The sequence below is a fragment of the Kitasatospora sp. NPDC058190 genome, from assembly GCF_042883685.1.
Lineage (GTDB): Bacteria > Actinomycetota > Actinomycetes > Streptomycetales > Streptomycetaceae > Kitasatospora.
On sequence record NZ_JBHVVI010000008.1, the window covers coordinates 13,416 to 37,798 of the forward strand.

Annotated in this window: 23 protein-coding genes and 1 pseudogene; 10 read left to right on the plus strand and 14 right to left on the minus strand. The window is 68.0% G+C overall.

Features of this window, described 5'->3' with window-relative positions; genetic code table 11:
• Positions 1-31 precede the first annotated feature (31 nt).
• A complete protein-coding gene (locus ACFVWU_RS05510; protein ID WP_387616000.1) occupies positions 32-1,069 on the minus strand; it encodes an NAD-dependent epimerase/dehydratase family protein in 1,038 nt (345 codons plus the stop codon).
• 241 nt (positions 1,070-1,310) lie between these two features.
• Here ACFVWU_RS05510 and ACFVWU_RS05515 point away from each other — a divergent pair, with 241 nt between their 5' ends.
• From ACFVWU_RS05515 to ACFVWU_RS05525, 3 genes are read left to right on the plus strand one after another with little or no spacing between them, the layout of a single operon-like run.
• Positions 1,311-1,460: a hypothetical protein gene (locus ACFVWU_RS05515; protein WP_387616002.1), complete on the plus strand. Its 150-nt coding sequence runs from the start codon at positions 1,311-1,313 to the stop codon at positions 1,458-1,460.
• The gene (locus ACFVWU_RS05520; protein WP_387616004.1) at positions 1,438-2,286 is read left to right on the plus strand and encodes a hypothetical protein; all 849 of its coding nucleotides are present in this window, start codon (positions 1,438-1,440) and stop codon (positions 2,284-2,286) included. Before ACFVWU_RS05515 ends, ACFVWU_RS05520 begins: the two co-directional genes overlap by 23 nt.
• Before the next feature lie 3 nt (positions 2,287-2,289).
• Complete coding sequence (locus tag ACFVWU_RS05525) at positions 2,290-3,117, plus strand: hypothetical protein (protein ID WP_387616006.1); 828 nt, start codon at positions 2,290-2,292, stop codon at positions 3,115-3,117.
• A gap of 22 nt (positions 3,118-3,139) precedes the next feature.
• Here the strand turns inward: ACFVWU_RS05525 and ACFVWU_RS05530 are convergent, their stop codons facing one another.
• The 6 genes from ACFVWU_RS05530 to ACFVWU_RS05555 all read right to left on the minus strand — a co-directional run bounded on the left by ACFVWU_RS05530 (position 3,140) and on the right by ACFVWU_RS05555 (position 8,730).
• The gene (locus ACFVWU_RS05530; RefSeq protein ID WP_387616009.1) at positions 3,140-4,927 is read right to left on the minus strand and encodes a prolyl oligopeptidase family serine peptidase; all 1,788 of its coding nucleotides are present in this window, start codon (positions 4,925-4,927) and stop codon (positions 3,140-3,142) included.
• Between the two features lie 155 nt (positions 4,928-5,082).
• The gene (locus tag ACFVWU_RS05535; RefSeq protein ID WP_387616011.1) at positions 5,083-5,766 is read right to left on the minus strand and encodes a RibD family protein; all 684 of its coding nucleotides are present in this window, start codon (positions 5,764-5,766) and stop codon (positions 5,083-5,085) included.
• 38 nt (positions 5,767-5,804) lie between these two features.
• Positions 5,805-6,218, minus strand: coding sequence for a hypothetical protein (locus tag ACFVWU_RS05540; RefSeq protein ID WP_387616014.1), 414 nt, complete (start codon positions 6,216-6,218; stop codon positions 5,805-5,807).
• Entirely contained in the window at positions 6,215-7,078 is an 864-nt protein-coding gene (locus ACFVWU_RS05545; RefSeq protein WP_387616016.1) for a 5'-3' exonuclease H3TH domain-containing protein, read from the minus strand. The genes ACFVWU_RS05540 and ACFVWU_RS05545 overlap by 4 nt, the downstream gene beginning before the upstream one ends.
• On the minus strand, positions 7,078-7,665 hold the full coding sequence (locus ACFVWU_RS05550) for a glycosyltransferase family 4 protein (RefSeq protein ID WP_387616018.1): 588 nt from the start codon (positions 7,663-7,665) through the stop codon (positions 7,078-7,080). Before ACFVWU_RS05550 ends, ACFVWU_RS05545 begins: the two co-directional genes overlap by 1 nt.
• Before the next feature lie 33 nt (positions 7,666-7,698).
• Positions 7,699-8,730 (minus strand): phosphotransferase family protein, encoded by a 1,032-nt coding sequence (locus tag ACFVWU_RS05555; RefSeq protein WP_387616021.1) that lies wholly within the window; start codon positions 8,728-8,730, stop codon positions 7,699-7,701.
• A 463-nt stretch (positions 8,731-9,193) separates the two neighbouring features.
• Here ACFVWU_RS05555 and ACFVWU_RS05560 point away from each other — a divergent pair, with 463 nt between their 5' ends.
• The 3 genes from ACFVWU_RS05560 (at position 9,194) to ACFVWU_RS05570 (ending at position 11,232) form a co-directional block, all read left to right on the plus strand.
• Positions 9,194-9,745, plus strand: a complete 552-nt coding sequence (locus ACFVWU_RS05560) for a hypothetical protein (RefSeq protein WP_387616024.1) — start codon at positions 9,194-9,196, stop codon at positions 9,743-9,745.
• Complete coding sequence (locus ACFVWU_RS05565; protein ID WP_387616026.1) at positions 9,742-10,467, plus strand: HAD family hydrolase; 726 nt, start codon at positions 9,742-9,744, stop codon at positions 10,465-10,467. The genes ACFVWU_RS05560 and ACFVWU_RS05565 overlap by 4 nt, the downstream gene beginning before the upstream one ends.
• A 204-nt stretch (positions 10,468-10,671) precedes the next feature.
• Positions 10,672-11,232 carry a hypothetical protein gene (locus ACFVWU_RS05570; RefSeq protein WP_387616029.1) on the plus strand — a complete coding sequence of 187 codons (561 nt, stop codon included), beginning with the start codon at positions 10,672-10,674 and terminating at the stop codon, positions 11,230-11,232.
• Positions 11,233-11,670: 438 nt separating this feature from the next.
• Here ACFVWU_RS05570 and ACFVWU_RS05575 read toward each other — a convergent pair whose 3' ends face one another.
• Positions 11,671-12,606 (minus strand): phosphotransferase family protein, encoded by a 936-nt coding sequence (locus ACFVWU_RS05575; protein WP_387616031.1) that lies wholly within the window; start codon positions 12,604-12,606, stop codon positions 11,671-11,673.
• A 400-nt stretch (positions 12,607-13,006) separates the two neighbouring features.
• On the minus strand, positions 13,007-14,230 hold the full coding sequence (locus tag ACFVWU_RS05580) for an SAM-dependent methyltransferase (RefSeq protein ID WP_387616034.1): 1,224 nt from the start codon (positions 14,228-14,230) through the stop codon (positions 13,007-13,009).
• A 936-nt stretch (positions 14,231-15,166) separates the two neighbouring features.
• Between ACFVWU_RS05580 and ACFVWU_RS05585 the strand changes: the two genes are divergently transcribed.
• Together ACFVWU_RS05585 and ACFVWU_RS05590 are read left to right on the plus strand one after the other, a co-directional pair.
• Complete coding sequence (locus ACFVWU_RS05585) at positions 15,167-16,324, plus strand: hypothetical protein (RefSeq protein WP_387616037.1); 1,158 nt, start codon at positions 15,167-15,169, stop codon at positions 16,322-16,324.
• Between the two features lie 35 nt (positions 16,325-16,359).
• Entirely contained in the window at positions 16,360-17,094 is a 735-nt protein-coding gene (locus ACFVWU_RS05590; RefSeq protein WP_387616040.1) for a glycosyltransferase family 25 protein, read from the plus strand.
• On the opposite strand, the gene ACFVWU_RS05595 is transcribed toward ACFVWU_RS05590, so the two are convergent.
• The 5 genes and pseudogenes from ACFVWU_RS05595 to ACFVWU_RS05615 all read right to left on the minus strand — a co-directional run.
• Positions 17,071-17,766, minus strand: a complete 696-nt coding sequence (locus ACFVWU_RS05595) for an acyltransferase (RefSeq protein ID WP_387616042.1) — start codon at positions 17,764-17,766, stop codon at positions 17,071-17,073. The two genes, ACFVWU_RS05590 and ACFVWU_RS05595, sit on opposite strands and share 24 nt — an antisense overlap.
• On the minus strand, positions 17,763-18,554 hold the full coding sequence (locus tag ACFVWU_RS05600; RefSeq protein WP_387616045.1) for an alpha/beta hydrolase: 792 nt from the start codon (positions 18,552-18,554) through the stop codon (positions 17,763-17,765). The genes ACFVWU_RS05595 and ACFVWU_RS05600 overlap by 4 nt, the downstream gene beginning before the upstream one ends.
• A gap of 270 nt (positions 18,555-18,824) precedes the next feature.
• A complete protein-coding gene (locus ACFVWU_RS05605; protein ID WP_387616048.1) occupies positions 18,825-19,709 on the minus strand; it encodes a phosphotransferase enzyme family protein in 885 nt (294 codons plus the stop codon).
• Positions 19,706-20,719 carry a hypothetical protein gene (locus tag ACFVWU_RS05610; RefSeq protein WP_387616290.1) on the minus strand — a complete coding sequence of 338 codons (1,014 nt, stop codon included), beginning with the start codon at positions 20,717-20,719 and terminating at the stop codon, positions 19,706-19,708. The genes ACFVWU_RS05605 and ACFVWU_RS05610 overlap by 4 nt, the downstream gene beginning before the upstream one ends.
• A 168-nt stretch (positions 20,720-20,887) precedes the next feature.
• Positions 20,888-21,100, minus strand: a pseudogene (locus ACFVWU_RS05615) (helix-turn-helix domain-containing protein); the annotation flags it as partial.
• Positions 21,101-21,608: 508 nt separating this feature from the next.
• Here ACFVWU_RS05615 and ACFVWU_RS05620 point away from each other — a divergent pair.
• Together ACFVWU_RS05620 and ACFVWU_RS05625 are read left to right on the plus strand one after the other, a co-directional pair.
• Positions 21,609-22,466, plus strand: coding sequence for a class I SAM-dependent methyltransferase (locus ACFVWU_RS05620; protein ID WP_387616050.1), 858 nt, complete (start codon positions 21,609-21,611; stop codon positions 22,464-22,466).
• Between the two features lie 477 nt (positions 22,467-22,943).
• Positions 22,944-24,383: a radical SAM protein gene (locus tag ACFVWU_RS05625; protein WP_387616053.1), complete on the plus strand. Its 1,440-nt coding sequence runs from the start codon at positions 22,944-22,946 to the stop codon at positions 24,381-24,383.

Here is a 24,383-nt window from a genome sequence, read left to right on the forward strand (position 1 = left end):
CATGGCGGTCGTCCCGTCCGTCGCATCCTGCTCAGCGAAGAGAACCGGCGGCCGCCAGAATTGCCCGTTCCCGGTCCGCGTCGATTCCGAGAGCGGCTGCCCGCGGGTGCGGAACCGGGGCATTGCCGGCCTGGAGCCACTCCCAGGTGTCCCGAACCGTCTCCTGCAATGGGCGGCACCGGAACCCGGCCGCGTACGCCGGTTCGGAGTCGACCTGCCAGACGCCCTCGCCCGTCCGCCACAGCGGCACTTCCGTCCACTGCCGGACGCCGTGCTCCAGCAGCACCTCATCCGGTACCCACCGAAGTTCTCCCTTGCCGCCTGTCACCGCGAGACAGGCCCCCAGGAAACTGCTCATCGTGTCTCGGCCGATCGGCGCGGTGGCGTTGTAGACGCCCCCTCCGGGCCGTTCGGCGAGATCGACGGCGAAGCGCGCGACGTCGCGGACGTCGACCGGCTGGATGGTCTTGCTCGCCGATCCGGGCGCAAGGATCTGACCGCCGCGCTCGATCCTTCGGAGCCACCACGGGAGCCGGCCGACGTACTCGCGGGGCCCGAGGATCACACCGGGGCGAACCAGGCAGGACCGCTCCGCGCCGAAGGTTTCGACCACTGCCCGCTCGGTGCCGGCCTTCTGCCTCCCGTAGTGCAGATTGGGCCCTCGCCAGCCCTCGGGGTTCCTGCCGTACTCGCGATCGGCGTCGGCGGGCCCGTCCAGCACCGGATCGCCCACCTTGAGCGGGTGGTCCGGCCAGCCGGCGTACACCGACACCGTCGAGATGGAGACGTAGCGCTCGGTGGCGCCCTCCAGCGCCCTCGCCCCCGTGAGCACCACCTTCGGCGGCTGCTCTGAAGCGGACGTGTCGATCACCGCGTCCCACGGGCCTTGCGCCGCAAGCCGAGCCAGATCCTCCACCGACGTGCGGTCACCGACTACCTGCCGCACGCCAGGTACCGCCGCACCGGATCGCCCCCGGTTGAACGTCGTCACTGCCCAACCGCGCCCCAGTGCCTCCTCGACCACGGCCGTGCCCAGAAACCAGGTTCCGCCGATTACCAAGATGTCCATGCCCAGAATCCTGCCCAGTACGGAGGCCGGTTGGCCACCTTGCCGTAGTCGCGAGACCGAGTCACCGCAGTTGGCAGCCGTGATCGTGGTGAAGATGACACCTCTGTGCGAATCGACTCCCGAGATGACAGGTGGACGACATGGCCCTGCCACGCCCTGCTCGGAAGACTTGGGCGCTCAGCCGCTGCGATCCCTTCCGACTCCCCGGAAGACCAAGCAGCGCCAGGAGGAGGGAGAACCGATGGAGAGCACCGCACCCGCGGTCCAGCCGGAAGAGGGGAGTGGCCTGCTGGTCGGCGTCCGCGCCATCCTGGCCAGGATGGCCCTCGCCGAACCGATTCCCGACAAGCGACTCAGGACGGTGCTCGATGTCCTTTCAGCCGGATGTTGACACCCGGCACAACCTGACGACAGCACACCAGAAGGCCGCCGCGTTCCTCGGCCTTGTGTGCACCGGACCGCCGGTCTTCGGTACCTCCGGAATCACCATCGGCCGCCAGACCGAGAGCGCCTGGCTTCGCGTCTCCAGAAGCAGCCGACACCGGGCGCCCCGGCCGACTGGCCAGGGTGCCCTCGGCGCGGAACAGCTCATCCCCGCGTCCGTCCCACGGCCCCGGCTCCACGACGCCCTGGACTGGACCGAGGCCGACTGGTTCTACCAGGCCGACGTCTTCGACCTGGTAGGTCCCGCGGTCTCCTCCACCCCTGACCTTCGCGACGACCCCGGCCTGGACGACGGCTGGTGGACCGCCCTTAAGGACGCACTGGCGGGCACCGCGAAAGCGCCCAGCACGAAGATCACTCTCCGTGAGGCGTGGGTGGAAGAGGTCTTCCCGAAGCACCTCGGCATCCCGGCCCCGGCCGAGGTCGAGCGGACCACCGGGCACGGTGACCTCCAGTGGGCCAACTTGACCACCGGGCCGCTCAAGATCCTCGACTGGGAGCGCTGGGGCCTCGTGCCGGTCGGCTACGACCCCGCCGTCCTGTGGGTCAGCAGCCTCCTCGTGCCCGAAGTCGCGGACCGCATTCGCATAGAGTTCGCCGACGTTCTCGACACCCCTACCGGACGTGTCGGCCAGCTGATCGCCCTCGCGGAGATGCTCCAAGCTGTCGATCGGGGGTACTACCCGGAACTCGCCCCTCTCCTCGCCGACCGGGCACGCGAGCTGGCCGGTGTCGCCCCGCCGCTGGGCGCCGACCCCGGCCTCGTCCGGTAGACCATGGACCTTCGGCAGGAGCCCGTCCATCACGTCCTGGACCAGGTGGAGCAGCGCCTCGGCACGGGGCTGGACCGGAACAGCATGGTGCGCAAGCGCCGGACAGTCGGAGCCTGCACCGACCGCGGCAGTTGGATCCGGGTTGAACGACGCCCATGGGCGCGGGCCCGAGAACAGGGCTGGGGCGGAGTCGAAGCCGCAGCGGTGTTGGCTGGCGTCGCGATGCCCCGATGGGTGGGTTCGGTGCAATGGCGCGACACGGATGACGGAGCGATCTGGCGAGCGGACGAGACGTCGCTCCTTCCTGACAGCCCGATCGGCACGACCGTCCTGGCCGCCGACCCCGAGCTTCCAGGCGGTTGGTGGAAAGCCCTGAACGCTTCCCTGGACGCGCTCGCCGCCCAGCCCACGGTCAGGCTGGCGACACCAGACACCGAGCCGATCACCCAGCGGCTGGTCGACCAGGTGATCCGCAGCGCCTTCCCCCTGGCGGTGAACACCCGGGTGGTCTCGTGGTCTGCGGCGCACGCCGATCTGAACTGGGCGAACGTCACCGGCCCCGAGTTCTGCGTGTTCGACTGGGAGGACTGGGGGGCGGCGCCACGTGGCCTGGACTCCGCGTCCCTGCTGGCCGCCTCCTTCGCCGTCCCGGCGCTCGCGGACCGCGTTCGCCGCGAGCGCCGGGCGGACCTTGAGAGCCGGGACGGCATGGTGATGCGCCTCTTCATACTGGCGAAGATCGCCGGGCCGCACGCCCACCCGGACGACCCCCGGGTGGCACCGGCCCGAAACGAGGCCGAGCAGTTGATCGACACGCTTCAAAGGCTCTGATGGCAGCCCTCGCGGTTGGCGATCACGCTGGCAGGCGGCTCATGATGCTCCGGTAGAAGTCGAGTTCGGCGCGGAGCGCCTGCTCCCGCGCCGAGGGCGCCGACAGGTAGTGGTCGCCGTTCTCCAACAGCAGGCCACGGTGGTCATCGCCTCGTCCGGTCAGCTCCTCGGCGAAGTGCATGGCCTCCCCTGCGGACGTGATCGTGTCGGCTGAGCCGTGGATCACCAGCACGGGGCAGCGGATCCGCTCAGGCTTCATCGCACCGGCCGGGCCTCGCAGCGCAGCTGCGTGCGGACGCTGGAACGCCGGAACGGACAGCTCCCACCGTGAGGGGTCGATGATCGCCGAGATGGCCGTTGCGGCAGTGAACGGTCCTGGACGGCATGCCGCCTGGAGCGCCGTGTACCCGCCGGCGCTCGCCCCGCTGACGAACACCGCTCCAGGCGTCGCCTGGCCAATCGTCAGGAGATGCTCTGCGACGGCCGCGCAGTCGTCGACGTCGTAGGTGCCCCAATGGCCGTGCAGCGACTGCCGGAAGGCGCGTCCCTGACCCGTGCTGCCTCGGTAGAGAACTTCGGCGACGACGAAGCCGTGACTGACGAAGTACTGAGTGACCCAGTCCAGCCGTAGGGGAACATCGTCCGTCGGACCGGGGTGGGCCCGTACGAGGAGAGGACTCAGTCGCGTCTCTCCGGGCGGCGGGTGCAGCAGGAAACGCACCGGCCCATCCGGACCAGCGATGGTCTCGACCGAGGGACGAACTGGCGTCCAGGGCATCGGGAACTCGGAAGCTCTGCCCACCGGGGAGGCCTGGGAGTCCGTCTGCGCGGCCAGATCGATCGACCAGATGGCCGGCGGGCTGCTTGCCGTGGAGCCGACCACGGCCAGGAGGCTGCCGTCGACGGTGACGTACGGCTTCACGGACGTGAGATTCGAGCCGAGCCGTCGCCGACGGCCCTCGGAGTCGACGGCGAGCAGCTCGGTGGCGAACCCGTCCATCACCGTCAGAACGACGGTGCCGTCTCCGGTGAAACCGTACGACTGGTAGCCGCCTTCCCAGGGCGCCGGCGCGCAGTCCGCCTCGATCGGCGCGACCGCCTCCACCACGCCATCGCGCAGCCGGTACAGGCTCCACCACCCTGTCCGGTCCGACATGAAGTACAGCAGGCCGTCCGGTCCCCATGACGGCTGCACCGCCGACTCCCCGGGGCCGCCCGCGACAACGCGTCTCGGCCCGACAGCGTCCGACCGGATGTCGGCCAGCACCAGGCGAGTGCTGTCCCACGGCATCTGGTCGCGCTGCCACTCCACGTACGCCAGGGTGCCCGCCGCCAGCCGAGGGGAGCCGAGGAAGCCGCGGGAGCGAACCAGGACCCGGGTCTGCCCCGCCCGGGACACGGCGATGATCTCGTCCAGGGCGTCGTCCCCGCGAACCGCGAGCAGACCGCCGCCCGGTGCCGGAGCGAGGTCTCCGTACTGCGCGGACCCGACGACAGAGTCGATCCGCTCGGGCATGCGGCCAGCAGCTTGCCGGAGGAGGGAACCGTCGTCACCGACGAACCACACTCCCCCCGGTGTCACCGCGAAGGCGCCGCCGCCGTAGGCATGGAGCTGACCTCCGACCGAGACGTCGGGCGGCGTCACCGCGACGGCTGTGCCCGACCGGTCGGCGCGCATGACCCGACGGCATCCGCCGTGATCGGGATCCGACTGCAGCCACCACAGTGAGCCCGACGCTGACCGGAGCTCGTCGTACGCCACCACCTTCCGGGCCACCCACTCGGGCGGGAGCCCGATGCCGTCGGTCATACAGTCGCGTCCTCTCGGCCGGCCTGCTGGCTGCTCGTAGGCTACCCGCCGTCTGGAGAGCCACCGCGTTCGGCCGGGCGCCGAGAAGCGCTCGAGGCCAACAGCGGTGGCCCTCCAGTAGGGAGGACTCGACGACGGGCGTGGCTCTCGAAAGATCAGTTGGACGCAGGCTTGGGGGAGTACCGCAGCAGCACGACGTCGCCGATCGTCCGGGCTTCCAGAAGCGTCATCCGCCGGCTGCTGCCGCCGGGGTAGTTCGCCGGGTGGAGGAACCGTGGTGCGGCGGCGTCGCCGACGAGCAGCGGAGCGATGGCGAGGTGGATCTCGTCGGCCAGCCCCTGGGAGAGGAACTGGGTGTGGATCTGCCCACCGCCCTCAACCATGAGGCGCTCAACCCCACGGGTGGCGAGGTCATCGAGCAATGCGCCGAAGTCGACCGTGGGGCCGGTGCTGACCACGTCGGCCAGGCCATCGAGCGTATCGCGGAGCTTCGGCGCGGCGGCGTCGGCGGTGTAGACGACCTTCTTGTCGCCGAAGTGCCAGAACTTGAGGTCGCGGCTGAGATCGCCGCTGGCGGAGATGGTGACCTTGAGGGGGTACTCGGGCTTGCCGGCCGCGATCCGGTCGGCCCGGCGCTTTTCGCTGTTGACCAGCAGCCGCGGGTTGTCGCTGCGCAGGGTGTTTCCGCCGATGAGGATGGCGTCGGATTCGGCGCGGACCTGGTCGACGCGGTCGAAGTCCTGGGCGTTCGACAGCAGCAGACGCTCGGGGGAGGCGTCGTCGATGTGACCGTCGACGGAGGTTGCAACGCTCAGCAGGACGAAGGGGCGGGAGGCCATCGGCGGTCCGTTCTCTCGGGGCGACAGGGCTCTGGTCATCACATTTCATGGAGCAGGACGCTGTCGAGCGCATGCTGGCAGTGGGCGACTTCCGGTACGCCGCCACACCCTTGCAGCAGGGTGCCGAGGCGCGCCAGCTCGGTGAGGATCCGGGGCGACCTGGTCGCCGTCGCAATCGACAACGCCGAGGCCGCGGTTGTCGCGGCGTGCTCGGGACCGTCGGCGTGGAACCGGGCGATGGCCGCCCGGGCGAGGTGGATACCGCGGTCTCGCTGGTAGCTCGCAGGTAGGGCCCGGATCGCCTTCTCGAAGCCGGATGCCGCCTCACGGTGGCGCCCCAGGGAGGACAACGACCGGGCGCGCTGGGCCTCCAGGGTGGCGCTGGCCCACAGTTCGGCGTCGTCGGGGTGCGCGAAGGTGGCCAGGACCGAGCCCGGCACGGCAGCGGTCACCACAGCCCCAGCTTCTCGACGACGTCGGCGGGCTTGGGCAGCTGGAGGCTCGCCTGGCCGCTGAGGGCGACGGGCACGGCCAGGTCGCGGCGCACCGTGATCATTGCCTCCCAGCGGAGCACGTCGGCCCAGGCGGTGATGATCGCAGTGCCCTTGGCGCCGGTCAGCCGCTCGGAGCCGGGAAGGTCGCGCAGCCGCATGCCGTCGCGTAGCAGGGTGGCGGCGACCTTCGGGCCGATGCCGCGGATGCCGGGGATGTTGTCGGACTTGTCGCCGGTCAGGGCGCGGAAGGCCGGCCACTGGGCGGGGGTGACGCCGTAGCGGGCGAGGACCTCGTCGGCGGTGATGATCCGCTGGGACGACTTCCGGGAGCGGTTGAGGATGCGCACGCGGTCGTCGAGGAGCTGGTAGAAGTCCATGTCCCGCGACATGATCAGGACCGGCCGGGAAGCGGCGGCCTGGGTGGCGAGGGTGGCGATGACGTCGTCGGCTTCGGCGTCGTCGAGCTCGACCCACCGGATCCCGAACGCGGCCAGGCCCTCCTTGACCGGGGCGAGGAACTGCAGCGGCTTGAGTGCGTCCGATGTCGCCTCCCGGTTCGCCTTGTACTCCTGGTCGGTGGCCACGCGGTCGGCGGAGCCGTGCTCGCCGTCGAAGACGACCAGGACCTCGGGCTGCGCGACGTCGAGGTCGTCGCGGATCGTGGCGCGCAGCAGGGCGAAGAAGGCGAACAGGCCGGTCAACTCGCGGGTCTTGTCGCGGGAGTGGATCGGTGCGGGGAAGCCGAAGGTGCCGGCCCACAGAAGGTTGAACCCGTCGACGAGCAGCAACGGCGCAGGGGTTGCTGTGGTTTCGGGCATCACGACACCGCCTCCAGGAAGAAGCCAGCGATTCGGCGCGGCTCGAATTCGGCCGCTCTCCGATACACGGTCTGTGTAGTCGCGGCGTACAGTATGTCATCTTCCAGAAGGGTTTGTGCCGCCTTGTGGAGGGCGGCCGGGCCTTCGTCGTGGTCGACGAGCAGGTGTGCGCTGTGGCCGGTCAGGTCGATCAGGGCGGGGAGGTTGCCGACCCGGTAGGCGACGACGGGGGTGCCGACTCTCATGGCCTCCAGCGCCACCAGGCCGAAGGTCTCCTTGTGGCTGGGGACGATCACGACGGCGGCTCCGGCGAGGCAGGGCAGCACCTCGTCCCAGGCCAGCGCCCCGCGCATCCGGACGCCTGTGGCGCGGGCCGCCGGCTTGCGGCAGCTGTCGAGGAGCTCGGACTGCGACCCTGCGCTGGCCTCTAATCCGGCTTCGGCGAGGGCCACTTCGACCGGTCGGTCCCAGCCGGAGGCGGCCTCCAGCAGATCGAGCACGCCCTTCTCCGGCCCGAGCCGTGCGAGGACGCGCACCGGACCGCTTCGGCGCAGCTGCTCGCGGCGGGACGGCGTGGGCGGGGCCACCGAGTTGTCGGGTAGGAGCGGCGCAGACCAGAGTTAAACCAATGCCGAGCCGTGAGACCTCCCGGCAGCGCGACGCTGCGACTCATGCCTGAGCTGGTCGAGCACGTTTCGCATCAGCTCGTACGTCTGCGGCACTGTGTTGGCGCTTCCCAGCCGATGCCGCTCCAGGCGGATGGCACCGATGTGGCGGGCCTCGTAGATTCGCGAGCGCAGCACTGCGGCAGGGGAACGATCCTGGGCGCCGTAGCTTTCCCAGAACGCCTCCCGCTCGTCTGCCTTCGCCAGCGCCATGCGGATCGTCCAGTCCGCGGCCGGATCACCCCACCAGGTGCGGTCCAGGTCGAGGACTCCGGAGATCACTGGTTCGGGTGTGCTCTCGGCGAGCATCACATTGACCGTCCACAGGTCGCCCGAGAGAAAGCGCGGCTCGGTGATCTCGTCGAGAACTGCACGGTGCTGGCTCGCTACTTCGGCTACCTTGCGCAGATCAGCGGAGTCCAGGCCGACAGCGTCGAGATCGGCAACGATGCCCTCCAAAGAAGCCGCCACGGCCGCGCTCCACGTGGAGTATGCCGGGCCGCCGACAGGACCGAAGTGCGGACCGCGCACCCCGTGGATCTTCCGCGCGATCGACCCCATCTGCCGGAAGAAGCTCGGCCAGCTCGTGCGGGAGTACGTACCGAGACCTTCGGGGGCGGGTACGCCGTCAAGATGGGTCTGGACCATGTAGTCCCGGCCGATCACCTGGTGCGACCAATCTGCCGCAATGACACGCGGCATCAGAGGTGCAATTGCCGTCAACCATGGCACGCTGGCGTACTCGTTGCGCATCAACTGTCGCTCGGAGCGGAACTGCCGACCCGGCTCCGGAGCGATCCGGAGGATCACCGGCCGTTCGTGTCCGGTCACGGCCACGCGGTAGGTGTTGTTGTACATGCCCGAGCCCAACTCTCTGGCGGACGATACGTCGGCACCGAAGACCCGTAGGCAGACCGCCTGGATCTCGTCGGCGGTCACCGGCTGCTGGAACGCCTCAGCAGCTCGTTCGATCGGTAGAAATTCCATGCGGTTCCCTTGAACTTCTGGCTGGCAGTCAGGCATGGAGGGGTGTGCTACGTGGGCGATGGTCAACTGCGTTATTCATTCGGCGAGTCGACGATATCGGTGCTCGCGACGTGTGGTCGCGATTCTCCACAGCGTCCCGCGACGAGCCGGGAGTGAGTCTGCTATCACGCTGACCGTCGACAGCGCGTGGGGCTATGAGGGGCGTCTGGTCCGCGCTTCTCCGTTGCTCACATGGGGGCTCGTCCTATCCGCGACGCGAGGCTCTGACGGAGACGAGTAAGTATCGCACGCGAGCCGAGAGAGCTGCCGATAGCTGGGAGGGCAGACTCCAGCCCAACGGACTCTTCTTGCAGCCCTTCGGGCCGCTGCCGAGACCTATGCCTCCGGCGATCCCCGCTACGGCGCCGGTGCTCTGTCCTACCTGGCCATCCAGAGCTATTCGGCGGGAAACCCTCGGGACGCCGTGACCGCGATGCAGGCTCTCCGGGAGAAGGTCCGCACACTCGGGTCCTCGTACCTGGAGGCCATGCTCCTGACCCGCCAGGCACGCGGGCACGCCAAGCTTGGGGAAGAACAGACGTGCCTGCGCGCGCTCGGCCGCGCTGCCGAACTTGCCGAGCAGGGCCCGGGGGAGCAGGACCCCGGCTGGCTCTACTGGATGAACCGAGGGGAGATCCTCGGCCAGACCGCGAGTTGCTACCTCCAACTCGGCGAGCACACGACCGCGGCAGGCTACTTCGAGCAGGCGGCCTCCACTTTGAACCCCGTCGATCTGCGGACACGGGCTCTGTTCGCGTCGCGGGCGGCATCCGCTCACCTTCTCGCCGGGGAACGGGACGGAGGCTTCATGGCGGCCGATACCGCTCTCACCCTGGCGACGAATGTCCAGTCCGCCAGGCTGAACGAGCACCTGGAGCAGGTGGTGGAGAATCTTCAGGCCATCCCGGGCCCGCGATCGGGTGAGCTGATAGAACGATCACGGCAAGTGATGGCGGCCAAGGAGTTCACACCGTGACCAGCAACGCACTCGTACTGTGGGACGTCGACCGAACCCTGGTGTACGTGGGGGAAGCCGACCGCGCCGTCTATCGCGAAGCGTTTCTCCAGGTCGTCGGCCGCGAGGCGACAAGGCTTCCCGAACGGGGAACCGGGCGCACGATGCCCCTGGCGGTGCGGGAACTGCTCGTGGCGAACGGCATCGATCACCAGGCCGTCGAACGGCTCGCAGAGCAGATCGTTCAGCTGCTGCCCCAGCTGCTCGCCAAACGGTCCGAGCAGCTGCGCGACCACGGCCACATCATGCCCGGCGCCCCCGCCGCGCTCGAAGCGGTCCACGTCCACCCGGGCCTCGTGCCCACGGTGGTGACCGGCAACCTGCAGCGGAGCGCGGAGATCAAGCTCCACGCCTTCAACCTGGATCAGTACGTGGACCTGGCGGTCGGCGGATTCGCCTCCGACGACTCCCACCGGCCCGCCCTCGTCGGCATCGCCCAGCGCCGTGCTGCCGCACGTTACGGCACCGCCTTCGGCCGGTCGAACACGGTCATCATCGGCGACTCGCTCGAAGACGTCCGAACCGGCGCACAAGGCGGTGCCAGGGTGATCGCCGTCGCCTCCGGCACTACCTCAACCGACCAGCTCGCCGCTGCCGGCGCGGACCATGTCCTCGACAGCCTGAGCGACACCCCGGCGCTTCTCCGCGCCGTCGCCGACCTTACGGCGGCGGGCCGCCAGTAGACAGTGCCAGAGCGGCAATCATCGACACTCGCCCGTCCGGTGTTCTGGCGTGCGGCTAGGGTTTGAGGACTGCGGCTCACATCAACTCCTGTCCTGTGGGCAGGGGCGCTGCCGTCTTCGCGCACGGCGGTGGGCGCGATGGTGGGGTTGGTCAGGCGATCAAGGGGAGCTGGAGGGGTACGCGCTGCTTCGCTGCACGACACCATGGACTGGACCAAGGATGACTGGTTCTACCAGGCAGACGTCTTCGACTTCACTGGCCCCGCGGTGTCCTCGACACCCGGCCTTTACGCAGACCCGGGCCTGGAGGACAACTGGTGGAGCGACCTGAAGAATGCACTGGCCAGCATCGCCACGGCCCCCGGCACAAAGATCACCCTGCGCCCAACTTGGATCGAGCAGGTCTTCCCGACGTACCTCGGCATCCCGGCCCCTGCGAACATCGAACGGGTCACCGGCCACGGAGATCTGCAGTGGGCGAACCTGACCGCTGAGCCGCTCATGATCTTGGACTGGGAACGCTGGGGACTCGTCCCGGTCGGCTACGACCCCGCAGTCCTGTGGGTCAGCAGCCCCCTTGTACCGGCGGTCGCGGACCGCATCCGTGCGGAGTTCTCCGACATCCTCGACACCCCGGCCGGACGTATCGGTCAACTGGTCGCCCTTGCGGAGATGCTCCAGGCCGTGGACCGCGGGTACTACCCGGAACTGGTGCCCCACCTCGCCGACCAGGCACGTGAGCTGACCGGGGTCACCCCGCCGTAGGGCCCCGCCCCCGGACTCGTCCGGTAGAAGACCATGGACCTTCGGCAGGAACCCGTCGATCACGTGTTGGACGAGGTGGAGCAGCGCCTTGGTACGGGGCTGGACCGGACCAGCGTGGTGTGCAAGCGCCGGACGGTAGGAGCCCGTACCGACCGCGGCAGCTGGGTCCGGGTTGAACGACGCCCGTGGGCGCTGGCTCGGGAACAGCGCTGGGGCGGAGTCGAAGCTGCAGTGGTGCTGACCGGCGTGGCGATGCCCCGCTGGTCCGGGTCGGCAACATGGCAAGACCCGGGCGACCAGGCGATCTGGTAGGCGAACGAGACCTCGCTGCTGCCGGGCCGCCCAGTCGGTACGGCGGTGCTGGCCGTCGGCCTGAAGCTGCCGGGTACGTGGTGGCGCTCGCCGAACGCCTCGCGGCGGGGCCATGAGCTCGGCTCGTCAGACAGCGACGACCCCGAGAGTCTCGCGGACGTCCTTACGCCCCAACACCGCGGCGCACCAGGCGAAATGCCCGTCGGCCCCGTTGGGATCATAGGCATTGGACGCCGCGATCCCGTATGCGGCGCGGTACCCGAGCAGCAGCTCCATGGGGTAGGCGAACTCTCGCGCCACCCTGGCGGTGAGCCGGTCATCAATCTCCCGTGCGTGCGGCCCGTACATGTCGACGATTCCTGCTGCGATGCTCGCATCCCACGCAGGATCGCCCGCGCCGGACAGGAACCCGAAGTCCAGCAAGGCGGTCAGCCGGAGCTCGTCGTCCACGAGGATGTTCTCCAGGCACACGTCGCCGTGCACCACCGACTGTGGCCGATCACCCTGTCGAGCGATCAGCTCGGCGACTTGGCTGAACATGTCATCGAAGTCGACGACCGCCGTGCGCAGTTGATATCCGAAGGCGGCAATCCGGCGGTGCAGCAGCCCATTCAGCGCTACTGGCCAGCTCTCCGCACCGTCCCACAGCGGCGTGGGCTCGTCCAGTACTGCCAGTTGGCGCATAGCTGGCGTCGCCGGCACCGAGGCCAGGCCACGCAATGCCTCCACTACGGCCTCGTCCGCCCCGGGCGGCATGCCGTCGCGCACGAGCTGCTTGAGCGGTCGGCCCGCCAGCTCTTGCTCGATCGTCACCGAGGTCCCCTCGACCTCGCGGACCTCGAGGATCTGCGGCGTCGCGAACGACAGCCCCGCTGTAGAGACGTCCGCGTAGAACTCCTGCAGACGCTTCAGCTCCGCAGCTTCGCGTCGCCCCCAGGCCTTGCCTATCAGCCCCTGCCCGAGTCGGTAGACCGCACCCTCCATCCCGGCAGCCAGCGGGACCACGTCACGGTGTCCGGCGGAGCTAAAGTATTCGATCCAGTTCGTCTGGTGCGACTGCATGTGTCACCTCGCGGAAGCTGTCGACAGATTGACCATTGCCGGATGCCTGCGCAGAGTAGCGCTCCGCTACGCAGAAGGGCTGCCGAGGTGTTCGGCACTACCGCCATCCATCGGCCAGCGTCGCGTAGCGCGTGAAAGTAGATCTCGTTGGTGACGGGGAGAAGGGTGCGGGCGGCGTCCCTATGTGCGAGCAGGGTGCTGGTGTTGCCGCCGAGGTGGGGTCGGGCAGCAGCCGCCGGCCGTCGGGGCCGACCACGGTTTCCCAGCGGTCGATCAGCAGGCAGCCAGGAGTGATGGCGTCGGCGCAGGTGCGAAGCTTGGCCGGGTGGAACCGGTTGTCGGCGTCGAGGGGAGCGATCCAGTCTCCCTCGGCGACGAACGCGGCGTCGGTGAGGTTCTGTTAGGGCTTTCGCGCGATCGCGCCATAGCAGGAGATGTCTGCGTTCGTCGCTGCGGTGAGACTGGACGGGTCGGGGCGCCATCGAGACACCACCTGCAGACCAGGGGACACCAACTCTAGTCCTTGGAGAAAGCCGTCGATCTCCGCTCTGGTCCGAGCCTGGGCGCTCATCCCGCCCTCCCTGTACAGCTCGACGATCTGCTTCCACTGCGCAGGGGCGTAGTCGGGAGTCACATGGGACAGCGCAAGGAAGCTCCCTGATGGCAAGGCGTCCATCAGCGAGGCGACGATGCCGTACGGGTCCGCGTCGTCATGGACGAAGTGCAGAACCGCGATCAGCATCAGCGCGACTGGCTGGTCGAAGTCGAGGACCTGCCGGACCATCGGATCGGCCAGGATCGATGCAGGTTCGCGCAGATCAGCCTGGATGTAGGCGGTCCGGCCAGACGGTTCGCTCCTCAGCAGCGCCCGGGCATGGGCCAAAACGATCGGGTCGTTGTCGACATAGGCGACACGAGCGTCCGGCGCCTCGGCCTGGGCTACCTCATGCGTGTTGTTAGCCGTCGGAATCCCGGTGCCGATGTCTAGGAACTGCCGGACACCGGCGCGCGCGAGGTAACGCACCGCGCGCGCCAGGAAGAGCCGGTTCTGCTGCGCGGTCACTGGCAGTGTGGGGGCCACCTCCAGCAGCTCCCTGGCCGCAGCCCGGTCGGCTGGGAAGTTGTCCTTGCCTCCAAGGTAGAGATCGTAGAGCCGAGCCGGGTGAGGGCGATCTGTTCGGAGCTCGGCGGGCGGAACGGGACCTGACCCGTTCGGCGGGCCGCCTGCAAGGCAGCTACCGCGGTTCGTCCCCTCGATGCCGGGACTGGAGGAAGGCCAGTCCGACATGGTTGGAAGCTCCCCTTGGCCCGGCGCACCCGTGCCGGCTTCGTGGTCCGGTAACTGAGCCATGCTGCTGCTCTTGGCGAGGAGAAGCCAGGTGGGCCACGGATCCGTGTGGAGCCGTTCGACCGGTACACCCAGCTCAGCAGCCAGAGCCCTCTGAACGTCCTGACCGGGGACGACAGCGCGGTTCTCCCACGCCCAGATCTTCTTTGTGCGAGGCCCTGCCCCGAGGCGCTCGTCGAGCAGGTTAACCAGATCCGTCCGGCTCCAGCCGTGCTGGGCGCGGACCTGGCCCAGGGGGTGCTGCTGTGGCTGCTGCGTGTTCTGGAGCCTGGCCATGTCTGTCCCTAAGAAGGTGAGGTGGATTCTGGAGCGATGAATGCAGGTGTTGGTGCCCGCTCGACGCGTCGGGGGTGCCGCGGCGAGCGGGCGGTCTGGGGGGCTGGCGGAAAACCATCGACTGGGTCGGGTGGCGAGAGCCATCACTCGACCCGGAATCTCCAGGAAGCAAGTGCACGACACGTCCTGGACGGGGACTTGGTCGGAGCCGCGCCGGTGGGACGACGAGCGGGGCCCCTCTCTCCCGCCTACAACCGCCGACCAGGGCGGTCGTCGCTACGCATCGCAGCGGGAGAGGTTCGCGGGCAGGCCCAACTGAGGGCCGGCGGAGTCCATGACCGGAAGCTCGGTCCGGGACATGCTGGGCCAGCGGTCCACCCCCGTGACCGGTTTCGCCAGCTGGTCCGGAGCAGCCTTTGCCGGCCGGTCTTCGCGCTTCGGATGGTTTCCACCTCTCCTGTCTGGTCGTTGGCGGGCACGCAGTGGACGGTGCGACCCTGTCAGGGATGTGGCGGGGACGTCCTGGGACGCCTTGAGCCGAGTTCCCGTCGTTGCTCGTCCAGACTGCGCGACCAGTGGCCCGAGAGCGAGATCCACCATTCGGACACCAGAGTTGTCCGAATGGGCGCCGCGCAAAGGGCGCGGTAGGGGACATGCGCTCGCGGGGCTGGACGGAGTGGACACCGTGATGCTTACAGGCGGAGGTTGCGGGGTGTGTCACGGCGCGTCGTCGGTCCACCGGACGCGGGCATGGAAGTGTTCCAGTCAGGCGTCCAGGACGATGTATCCGCACGGCCTCAACACTCGCGCCTGGGAACCCATGGCGAAATTGACCTGACCCGTGGGCCGCTGTCACGGGTTGGGCCCACCACGAAACGACTAGTAACGCTGGGTGGTCTCACGTACGCTGCCAGAAACCTAGGAGGCGCAGCGCCGGTGGCGAAACGCAAGACCTTCGATCCGGGGCGCGTGCCGGTCTCCTTCTGGCGCGCCGACGATGTCCAGAGCGCGTTGGCCCGTCATGAGATCGGCGCGCTGTTCCAGCTCTACCTGCGCCAGTTCCCGGACTGCACTCAGACCCAGCTCGCCTTGCTGACCGAGCATGACCGCTCGGAGATTTCCAACTGGATCCGAGGGGTGCGCGCCGGCCGGGTCAGCGATATCGATGTGCTGACCCGGATCGCAGATGGACTGCAGATGCCAGACGAGGCCAGAGTGCTGACTGGTCTTGCCCCCGTCTCGGTCCTGATGCCCAGCGTCAGAGCCGCTGCTCCAGCCTCACGCCAACCGGCCGCTGGAGAGCTCCCCGCGGACATGCCGGGTGGCATGCAGGCGCCGAGTCCGACCAACTCCTTGGATTGGCGCGAGGACTTGCGCCGGTTCTGGGGATTGGCGCACTCCTCGCGGGTGGACATCGTGTGCTCGGAGATCCCCGAGCCGGAGCGGCCATACTTCGCCAGCCCGCAGGATCGCAACTACCTGCGTTACGCCAAGTTCGCCGATCTGGACAGCCTCATCTACGTGCGCACCCGGCTGACCCAGCTGCAACCGGACTTGGTCATCCGAGACTTCTCCCCGTCGGAGTACTTCGACACCGGGGTGGACACCCTGGTGGTCGTCGGTGGTCCGCCATGGAACGCGAAGTACCGGGAGTTTCTGCCTCAGCTTCCGTTCCACTTCGCCCCGCACCCGCTGGGCGAGGACGATCCGCTGGTCATCCCGCAGTTGGGGAATCTGACGCTCGGCCCGCAGTGGAGTCCAGACAGCGCCCTGCTCGAAGACATCGCCGTCTTCACCCGGCTGACCATGACGAAGGGGACAACCGTCTTCCTGCTCGGCGGCTGCCTTACCCTCGGCGTACTCGGTGGCGCGCAGTGCTTCCTGCACGGGGAACGGGCCGCGGCCAACGCGCGCTGGCTGACCGAGCTCATCGGTGACGACGACTTCGTACTCGTCACCGATGTCCGCCGGCTCGGCGGAATCGCGGACCTGGCCGACCTGACCGCGACCGAGCCACTCCTGGTGTTGGCGCGCCACAACAACGATCCGTTCAGCGTCGTGGTGAAAAACACCGACCGCTACGGTGGCGTATAGCCAGCGATCGCCGACGACTTCATGGGGGCAGAGCAGTGATCACTTCCGCAGACATTCGCGCGTACGTGGTCAATCTCCCGCGGCGGGCTGACCGTCGCAAGCAGATGGAAGCTCAGCTCCCCGGGCTACTCAAGGCCACCTTTACGTCAGACTGGACCGGGCCGTTCGATGGCCGGGAACTGAACCGGCACGTCCTGTACCAGCGTGGCGTCGCCCTATTCCCCTGGCAGATCGCCTCGGACAACCCGTGGTGGAACCGTCCCCTCAAACTCGGCGAGATCGGCTGTACCCTCGCCCACCTCGCTTGCTGGCAGCACGCGGCCGACACCGGTGGCGAGCCGTTCATCCTCGTCCTCGAAGACGACGCCGTCTTGGCCCCGGACTTCCTCAGCCACCTGCTCACCCGTCTGGCTCAACTCGGCGCGACGGACGAGGCATTCGACCTGCTCTACCTTGGTCGCTTCCCCTTGGAACCTGACGAACCCTACGTGTCAGGCGTCGTCCACCCCGGCTACAGCCACTGCACCTTCGGTTACCTTCTCACCCGGCCAGCCCTGACAGCGCTGCTCGCAACCGGGCTGGAGCAATCCGTCGTTCCCATCGACGAATTCCTGCCCTCGCTCTACATCGACCATCCGCGGCAGGACCTGCGTGCTCGGTTCCCCCGGCAGCTGCGCGCACTGGCCCTCGACCCGCCACTCGTGCGCCAACTCCCCAAGGACGAAGCTGGAAGCGACACTGAGGACTCACCGTTCGTCGACTGGCAGTAGCGGCCGACCTGAGCCCGGAGGACGAAGGCTCTGCCAATGGCCGATCAGTTCCTGGAGCCGCAGTCCAGTCCACTCGGCTGCCGGCGTCCGCACATTGATCCCGGTGACCACATGCTCAGGGGGCACATCCTGGGTCACCACCGCGCCAGCCGCCACGTAGCTGCACGGGCCGATGCGGACTCCACCGACGATCCTGGCGCCGTAGCCGACCACGCAGTCCTCCTCGATTACTGGAGGTTCCTCATCCACCGCCCACCAGTCCTTGTGGGGCTGGGTGTACTCGTGGACGAGCTCGCCCATCACCGTGCTGCGGTCCCCGATCCGCACCGCGTCACAGACGAAACCGGCGACCGTGCAGTCCGCACCGATTGCTACCCGGTCGCACACGTAGGCGCCATATGCGAGACGGGTCCGATCGCCGACACGGCTGTCATACCCGATGCGGACCCGGTCCTCCAACACGCAGTCCTGGCCGACCGTCACCCCCTCATAGAGCACGATCTGATTGAAGAGCAGGCTGCGGTCCCCGATCCGGACCGGGGCCCCGGGCTCTTGCACACCGGCCGTGGCCGCACGGCGCAGTCGGGATTCCTTCGGGTAGCCCAACACGCAGTACTCGCCGAGCTGAACCGTGCCCGCAAGCGTTGCCGGCCCGTACAGCGGGCGTGTCACGTGGAACTCCCAGCACGATCGGCAAGCCAGCTAACGGAGACTGTGATCGCCTCATCCTCACGTTCCCGGGAGTCGAACCCATGGTCGGACCCGTGGATGGAATGGAAACCGCAGCGAGGGTGCTTCTGCGCGGCTTCGCGGGCGATGTCATAGGAGACATAGCTGTCCCGGTCACCGTGGATGATGATCGCCGGAGTCGAGTCCGCAGTAAAGGACTCGCCCGGGTGGTGGCAGCGCATCTCGGCAAACAAGACCCGACCCAGTTCGAACTCCCCATCCAGCATCAACGACCCCTCGTCGTGGAGGCGGTTCTGAGCCGATTCGCTGAAGTTCTCGATACCCCAGGGCAGCTCGGGCTCCAGGAACGTCCGTCGCAGGTTCAGGACCGGGTTCCACAAAACCACTCCTGACAGGCGTTCACCCAGCCAGGGCAGAGACAACGACGTCGCCACCGCTCCGAAGCTTGCCGCGACCATGAACAGCGGCCCGGGATGCTCCCGGACCGCGAAGTCGACGGCCGCCTCCAGGTCCAGCATCTCCCCGGCGATCGTGATCCCCCGCTGAGCGCCACCGCTGGCCCCGTGGCCACGAAAGGAGAAGCGGATGACTGTGAAGCCGGACTCGGCTAGTGCCTCAGCCAGACGGGTGAACATCCCTCCTTCGTCCTTGTCGGCATTGATGCCATGGGCCTGGATGACCGTGCCAACCGGCCGCCGCTCCATCGGGACCCTGTGGACAGCGGCATCCAACACGAGGCCGTCTACCGAGGTCAGTTGAATCTCGTCCAATCCGAACACTCCTCACGATGACACGGTCGACGTCATGACGGTATCCAAGGCCATGCCCGGCCATCCGCTGAATCAGCGAATCAGGCCCCGCCGAAGCGGCAGGCTGCCCCGCATACCAAGGAGCTTGCAGAGATGGGAGCGCAGAGGTACGCCCCCTTTGGGAAGGTAGTCACCGTCTCTGGTCCGGACCGGGGCTGCTCGACCCCAACCGCGTTGTCCGCTTGGGTCACACTCATGCGGCCTGACACTCCCGTTGCGGTCGCTGGGGATTCAGTTCACTGCTGTCCAACCCCAGGGGCGAGAACCGTGCTGGCCTTGGAGACAGGCGAGTCGGTAGTGGGCCTGATCGCGGTGGCGCATGGGGGCGGCGGCGGCGTGCTGGAGGGCGAAGCAGGTGACCCGGAGTTCGCGGATGTCGCGCAAGACCGGGTAGCCGGCCCAAGTGGTCACGTCGGTGCCGTAGGCCTCGCAGAACGCGGCGTACTGCTTATCGGAGACGGTGCCGAAGGTGCCATGTCCAACGGCGGTGGAGGTGAGGTCCCATTCGGGCGGACCCTGGGAGGTCCGTTCGAAGTCGAGGAGATAGACGGTCGTGGGGGTGACCGCGGCGTTGCCGCCCCAGGCGTCGCCGTGGATCACGCTCCGCGGGAGGCCTTCAGGAAGGCTGGACCAGGCGGCCTGGAGGTCGACCAGACGGTGGTGGAGCCACTGTCGCTGCTCGTCATCGAGCGTGGCCGCGTTATCGATGCGGGTGGCGAGGCGGATAAACGGGTCCAGTCGGCCCAGTGGGAAGTCGGGGATGGGGAGTGAGTGGAGGCGTCGCAGGAGTGGGGCGATGTCGGCTGCGGTGCCCGGCCGGTGGCGAGGTAGCTCGTGCCAGAAGGTCACCGGGTGCCCGTCGGTGGCCAGGGGCTCCCGCATGTGGTCGAGCGGCCGCACAGCCGGGACGCCGCAGGTGCTCAGCCAACGGGCGACGGCTAGTTCCCGTACGGCGGCGTCCCATTGGCCTGGGCGGGCGATGCGGACGACGACCTGGTTGCGGAGCCTCCACAGGGCGTTCTCGCCGATGCGGATCGGCTCGGCTTGGTCTGCCGACAGGCCGGCGGTGGCGCAGGCCTTCAGAAGCAGGGCGTGGGAGTGGTCGATGGTGCTCACAGTGCCACCGTAGAGGTGATCTGCTCGCGCAGGTCACGAATGTCCGGGATAGTCCGGTGGCGATGGGCAAGACGGCTCAGTTCACCCAGCTCGTGGTTGGCGCGCAGGGAGCGGAGTTGGCTGGCCTCGGTGAGCGCGATACGGCCGTCGTCCACTGCCTGTGCCGGGTCTCCGGTGGCCATCCGCAGGGAAGCCAATTTGGTGCGGGAGAAGGTGCGGGACCTGGCGAATCCATGGCCGTGGCCATCGACAGCGGTCTGCAGCCGGCTGAGTGCCTCCCGTGGAGGGTGGCCGGCGAGTGCGAGGTCGAACAGGGCGTGCCCGGTGTCGCCGTGGTGCTGGGCACTGTCGTAGTAGGCCATCCACGGCCCCTCGTCGGCAGGGACAAGCGAAGCGAACGAGTCGTCGGATTCCCCGATAGCGGCGAGGGCCTGCTGGGCGTGGCCCATCTTGGCGAGGGCTCGGGCGCGGGCGTTGTGGAGCATCGACCGCTCGGCCGGTGAGAGGCGGTTGGCGCGGGCGAGGCCGAGTTCGGCGAGGGTAAGACCAGCGGTCGGATCCTCGCGCCACGTGGCCTGCCGAGACAGCAGGTTGTAGGAGATGGCCCGCAGCGGCCAGTAGTCCACCTCCTCCGCGCACGAGGTGGCGAAGACGAACAGACGGCGGGCATCCTCGTGGGCGAAGGCGTCAAAAGCCGAGGCACCGACGACGGTCGCCAGGCGGCTGACTGCGGTGAACAGATCGACCTTGAGCGAGGCCGGGCAACTTGCGTTTAGCAAGCCTGCGGCCCAGCGTAGTTGGGCGAGTGCGGTCTCGCGGACGACGCCACCCCCGCCGTAGAGGTTGTCCCAGCTGCGCAGGGTGGTCGCGGCCGTGCGAATTTGCTCGACGTCGGCCGAGTGCACGAGTGAGGGTGTGGCTGCCGCCGAGGTGGTGCTGATCAGTTGGAGCAGGGGGCCGGCGGCAAGGGCCGCCGCACTGGTCGCGGCGAGGAAGTTCCGTCGTTCCATGGGGTTGAGCTCGTTCCACTCGGAGGTAGACCGTGACTCCTCCAGCGTGCTTTCTGTCCTGCCCCATGGGCGAGCCGTTGTGTCGCTGAGAGACGAGTTGTCCGTTTCCCGGGAACAATTGTCCGTTTCAGCCTGAGCCGACACGAGGTATCGATATAGGACGCCGCCGGTCTCCAACGCGGCGTCCAGAGCCGCGGCATGACGGGGACTGCAGGATCGCTCGGCCCTCTCTAACTTGCCGATCAGGTCGCCGCTGACGTGCACCAACTCGCCGAGCTTGTCCTGGCTCAGACCTCGGAGTATTCGCCAGTGCCGGATCTCGGCGCCAAGCCGGTGCGCCGGCGAGCGGGTGGGATCCAACGGCCTGGGCGGTCGGGGCATCTGCTCCTCCGGGCTTCTGTGGTGGCCAGTGGTCGCTGTCCGAATGCCCGTGGGCCTCTACTGAGGTGGGCAACGTCCAGGTGTACAAGCTCTATTACATACCGCGACCACCGTGACGTGGAGCAGGTTGGCGCTATCCACGAGAACGGGCCCACTTCCTGCGCACTGACCGAACCCTGAGTGTCCGGCCCTGCGAGAGTCTCAACCGCCATTCGGGATGGTGTCGGCCGATGACACCTCGCGCAGCGGCGCCTGCGAAACGGACAAACGCCTTGTCCGCTGGATGGCCTGGTCAGCCGGAGCTCCCTGCCCACCGCAGCATCCCCTTCGTGAGCCATCCGCCGTACCGGTTTGGTATTGCAGGGGGTCGGCATGTCTGCATGCTGCAGTGGCCGGTGTCGGCCACGCTGATGGAGGAGGAAACGACGCCGCCGGGGACACCCGACTCCGGACAGGCTAAGCACATCGCTCGGCTGGTCGAGGCCGCCGACCGGCCGAAGGAGCCGCTGTGGATGGCCCAGGGGACGAGTATGCCGCTTGGGCATCCGGAGAGGGCGCGCGCCAATACTTCGACGAGATCGGCATCCAGGAGCTAGACCGGCTGGTGAAAGACGTGCGCGGACGGGTGAGCCTGGAGGTGCACCTTCGGTTCCTGGCGCGATTCGTGCAGCCGGGCTGGCGGGTACTGGAGATCGGCGCTGGCCCGGGCCGCTTCACTGTGGGACTGGCCAGACTGGGCGCGAAGGTACTGGTCACCGACATCTCCGGCGTGCAGCTGCGCCTGAACGCCGACTTCGTCGCAGCGCAGGGGTACGAGAAGGCGGTGGAGCGTCGGGAGGTCCTGGATCTGCGGGAGGTAGGCCGCTTCGGTGGCGAGGGCTTCGACGCGGTGGTCGCCTTCGGTGGACCCCTGTCCTACCTGTTTGAGGGAGAGGCGCAGGCGCTGGCCGGCATGCTGAGTGCAGTGCGGCCAGGCGGGGTGGTGCTGGCCTCGGTGATGTCACTGTACGGAACCTGGAGAGTGGCCTTGCCGATCGCGGCGGAACTTGCCGCCAGGTACGGACCAGAGGTCATCAGCGCGATCCTGGCGACAGGAGATCTCCGTGTGGTCCCCGAGCGGGCGCATGTGTGCCGGCTGTTCACCTGGGACCAGGTTGTCGAGCTGGTGGAGCAGGCGGGTGGCACGCTGTTGGCCGGGTCGGCGAGCAACTGGGCCTCACTTGGGGACTCGGAGGCACTCGCCTACCTGGAAGCGGACGAAGAGCGGTGGAGTCGTTTCCTGGACCAGGAAACGATGGCCTGTAACGCGTCAGGCGCACGTGACGGTGGCACCCATGTGCTGTTTGCTGTCGGTAGGCGCGACTGAAGTGAAGAACCTCTAAGCGGTTCTGCGAGGGTGGTCATGGCGACCTGGACGGTTCCCCAGCCAGCACCACGACGATGAACGACCCAGCCCCTGACCTACGTCAGTCACAGACGGCGAACGGCAGCGAGGGGGCAGGCGGTCAGGTGGAGCGCTGTTGCGCTCACGGGCAACAGCGTGGCGGGTGAACGCACAGTTCCAGCCATCTGCGGGCGCGCCCAGATAAAGGGGCGCGGGGAGGCGCTCTTCGTACTACAGTCTCGCACTAGTAGTGACGGGCCATCACCTCTATGTAGGTGCCACGCGGAGCATCAAGGTCCTCCGCTGTCATAGGCGATCTGACCAATCGACTGCCCGAGCCTCGTGCCTGCCCCCCGGCTTACTGCACCTGGACACCCACACGATCACGTCGCCGCAAGGCCGTCCTGTCACGCGCCGAGCCGGACGCTGACGTGCGGAAGCCCTGGAAGGAGAGCAAGTATGTCAGTTGCAACTGAAGGCTTGGCGAACACCCAGGAAAAGATCCTCCGGGAGAACTTCGAGCGGTCCGGACCGTTCTTCCTGAGCCGTGACCTCCACCCGATGCTCGACTGCGCCTGCGCCCCCGAGTTCGCGACCTACAAGACCTCGGCCGGCGACATCGAGGCCATCCTCGATGTCCCGATCGGCGTCCCGTTCAACGCCAAGCTGCGCGAGGAGTTCTTCGGCGGGATCCTGTTCGACCGAGACCAGCACCGGCACTTCATGGTCGACCGCACCGCCTACGAGATCCTCCGGGAAGCGGCGGCTGGACACTGCACCGGTCGGGAACTGCTGCACCTCACGGAGCACTCCGACGAGACGGGACAGGGGCGCAAGACTCTGGGGGCGCTGCTCCAGAACAACCTGCTGGGACCGCTGGGCACAGGCTCGACCGTCGAGCACTTCGCGGCCCGCGACCTGTCCCTCAACTACCTCCAGAGCCCGATCATCGTCGAGGTCGAGGTCACGTACGGCTGCTTCCGCGCCTGCCGCCACTGCGCCTACGAGTCCTCGCCGGAAGCGAGGATGCCGGAAGAACTCACCGCACCGCAGTGGGGCGCGATCTTCGGCAAGCTCGCTGAGGCCGGAGTGCTCATCGTTCAACTCACAGGGGGAGACCCCCTGTTCCGGGACGACTCCTTCGACATCGTGGAGGCAGCCGACGCGGCCGGCCTGAGCGTCTACGTCCGAAGCGACACGGCGGCCCTGAACCCGCAGAACGTGGACAGGCTCAAGGCGCTCCGCGGACTGTGGCACGTCGGTACGAGCATCGACGGCGCAGACGCCCAGACCCACGACTGGATGCGCGGCCGTGGCGCCTTCGACATGCTGCGCGAACGAGTGGGCGTCCTCGCCGCCGCCGGGATCCCGGTTGCCGCAGGCGCCACCCTCCACAAGAACAACCACACCACCGTCCGGGAAATCGGGCGCAGGGTAACCGAGTTCGGCGCGCAGTGGTTCGACATCGGCTTCCTCTCGCCAGTCGGTCGCGGCGTCAACCTCCGTGATCTCGTCCTCAACGAAGCCGAGATCCGAGAGAGCCTGGACCTCTACCTCCAGGGCGTGCGTTCCGGCGACTACGCCCCCTCCCACAGCCACTATGTCCGGCGAGGACAAACCGCCCAGCCCTTCGCCGACTTGACGGATCTCGTCGACAAACTGCCGTACTTGACGGAATGGCCCTTCAGCCGCATGCGCCTCGACCCGCTGGGCTCCTCCTACACGGCGGGGAAGTTGAAGGGCTCCGACTTCTCCGGCGGCCACAACATGACGGACAGCTCCGTGGCGCACATCTGGGACAACAGCCCGAACCTGGCGCAGTTGCGAGAACTGGGGGCCGGCGGTCGGATCCACAGCCTTGACTACCGGCTCCTGCGGTCGAGCCACGAGTTCTTGTAG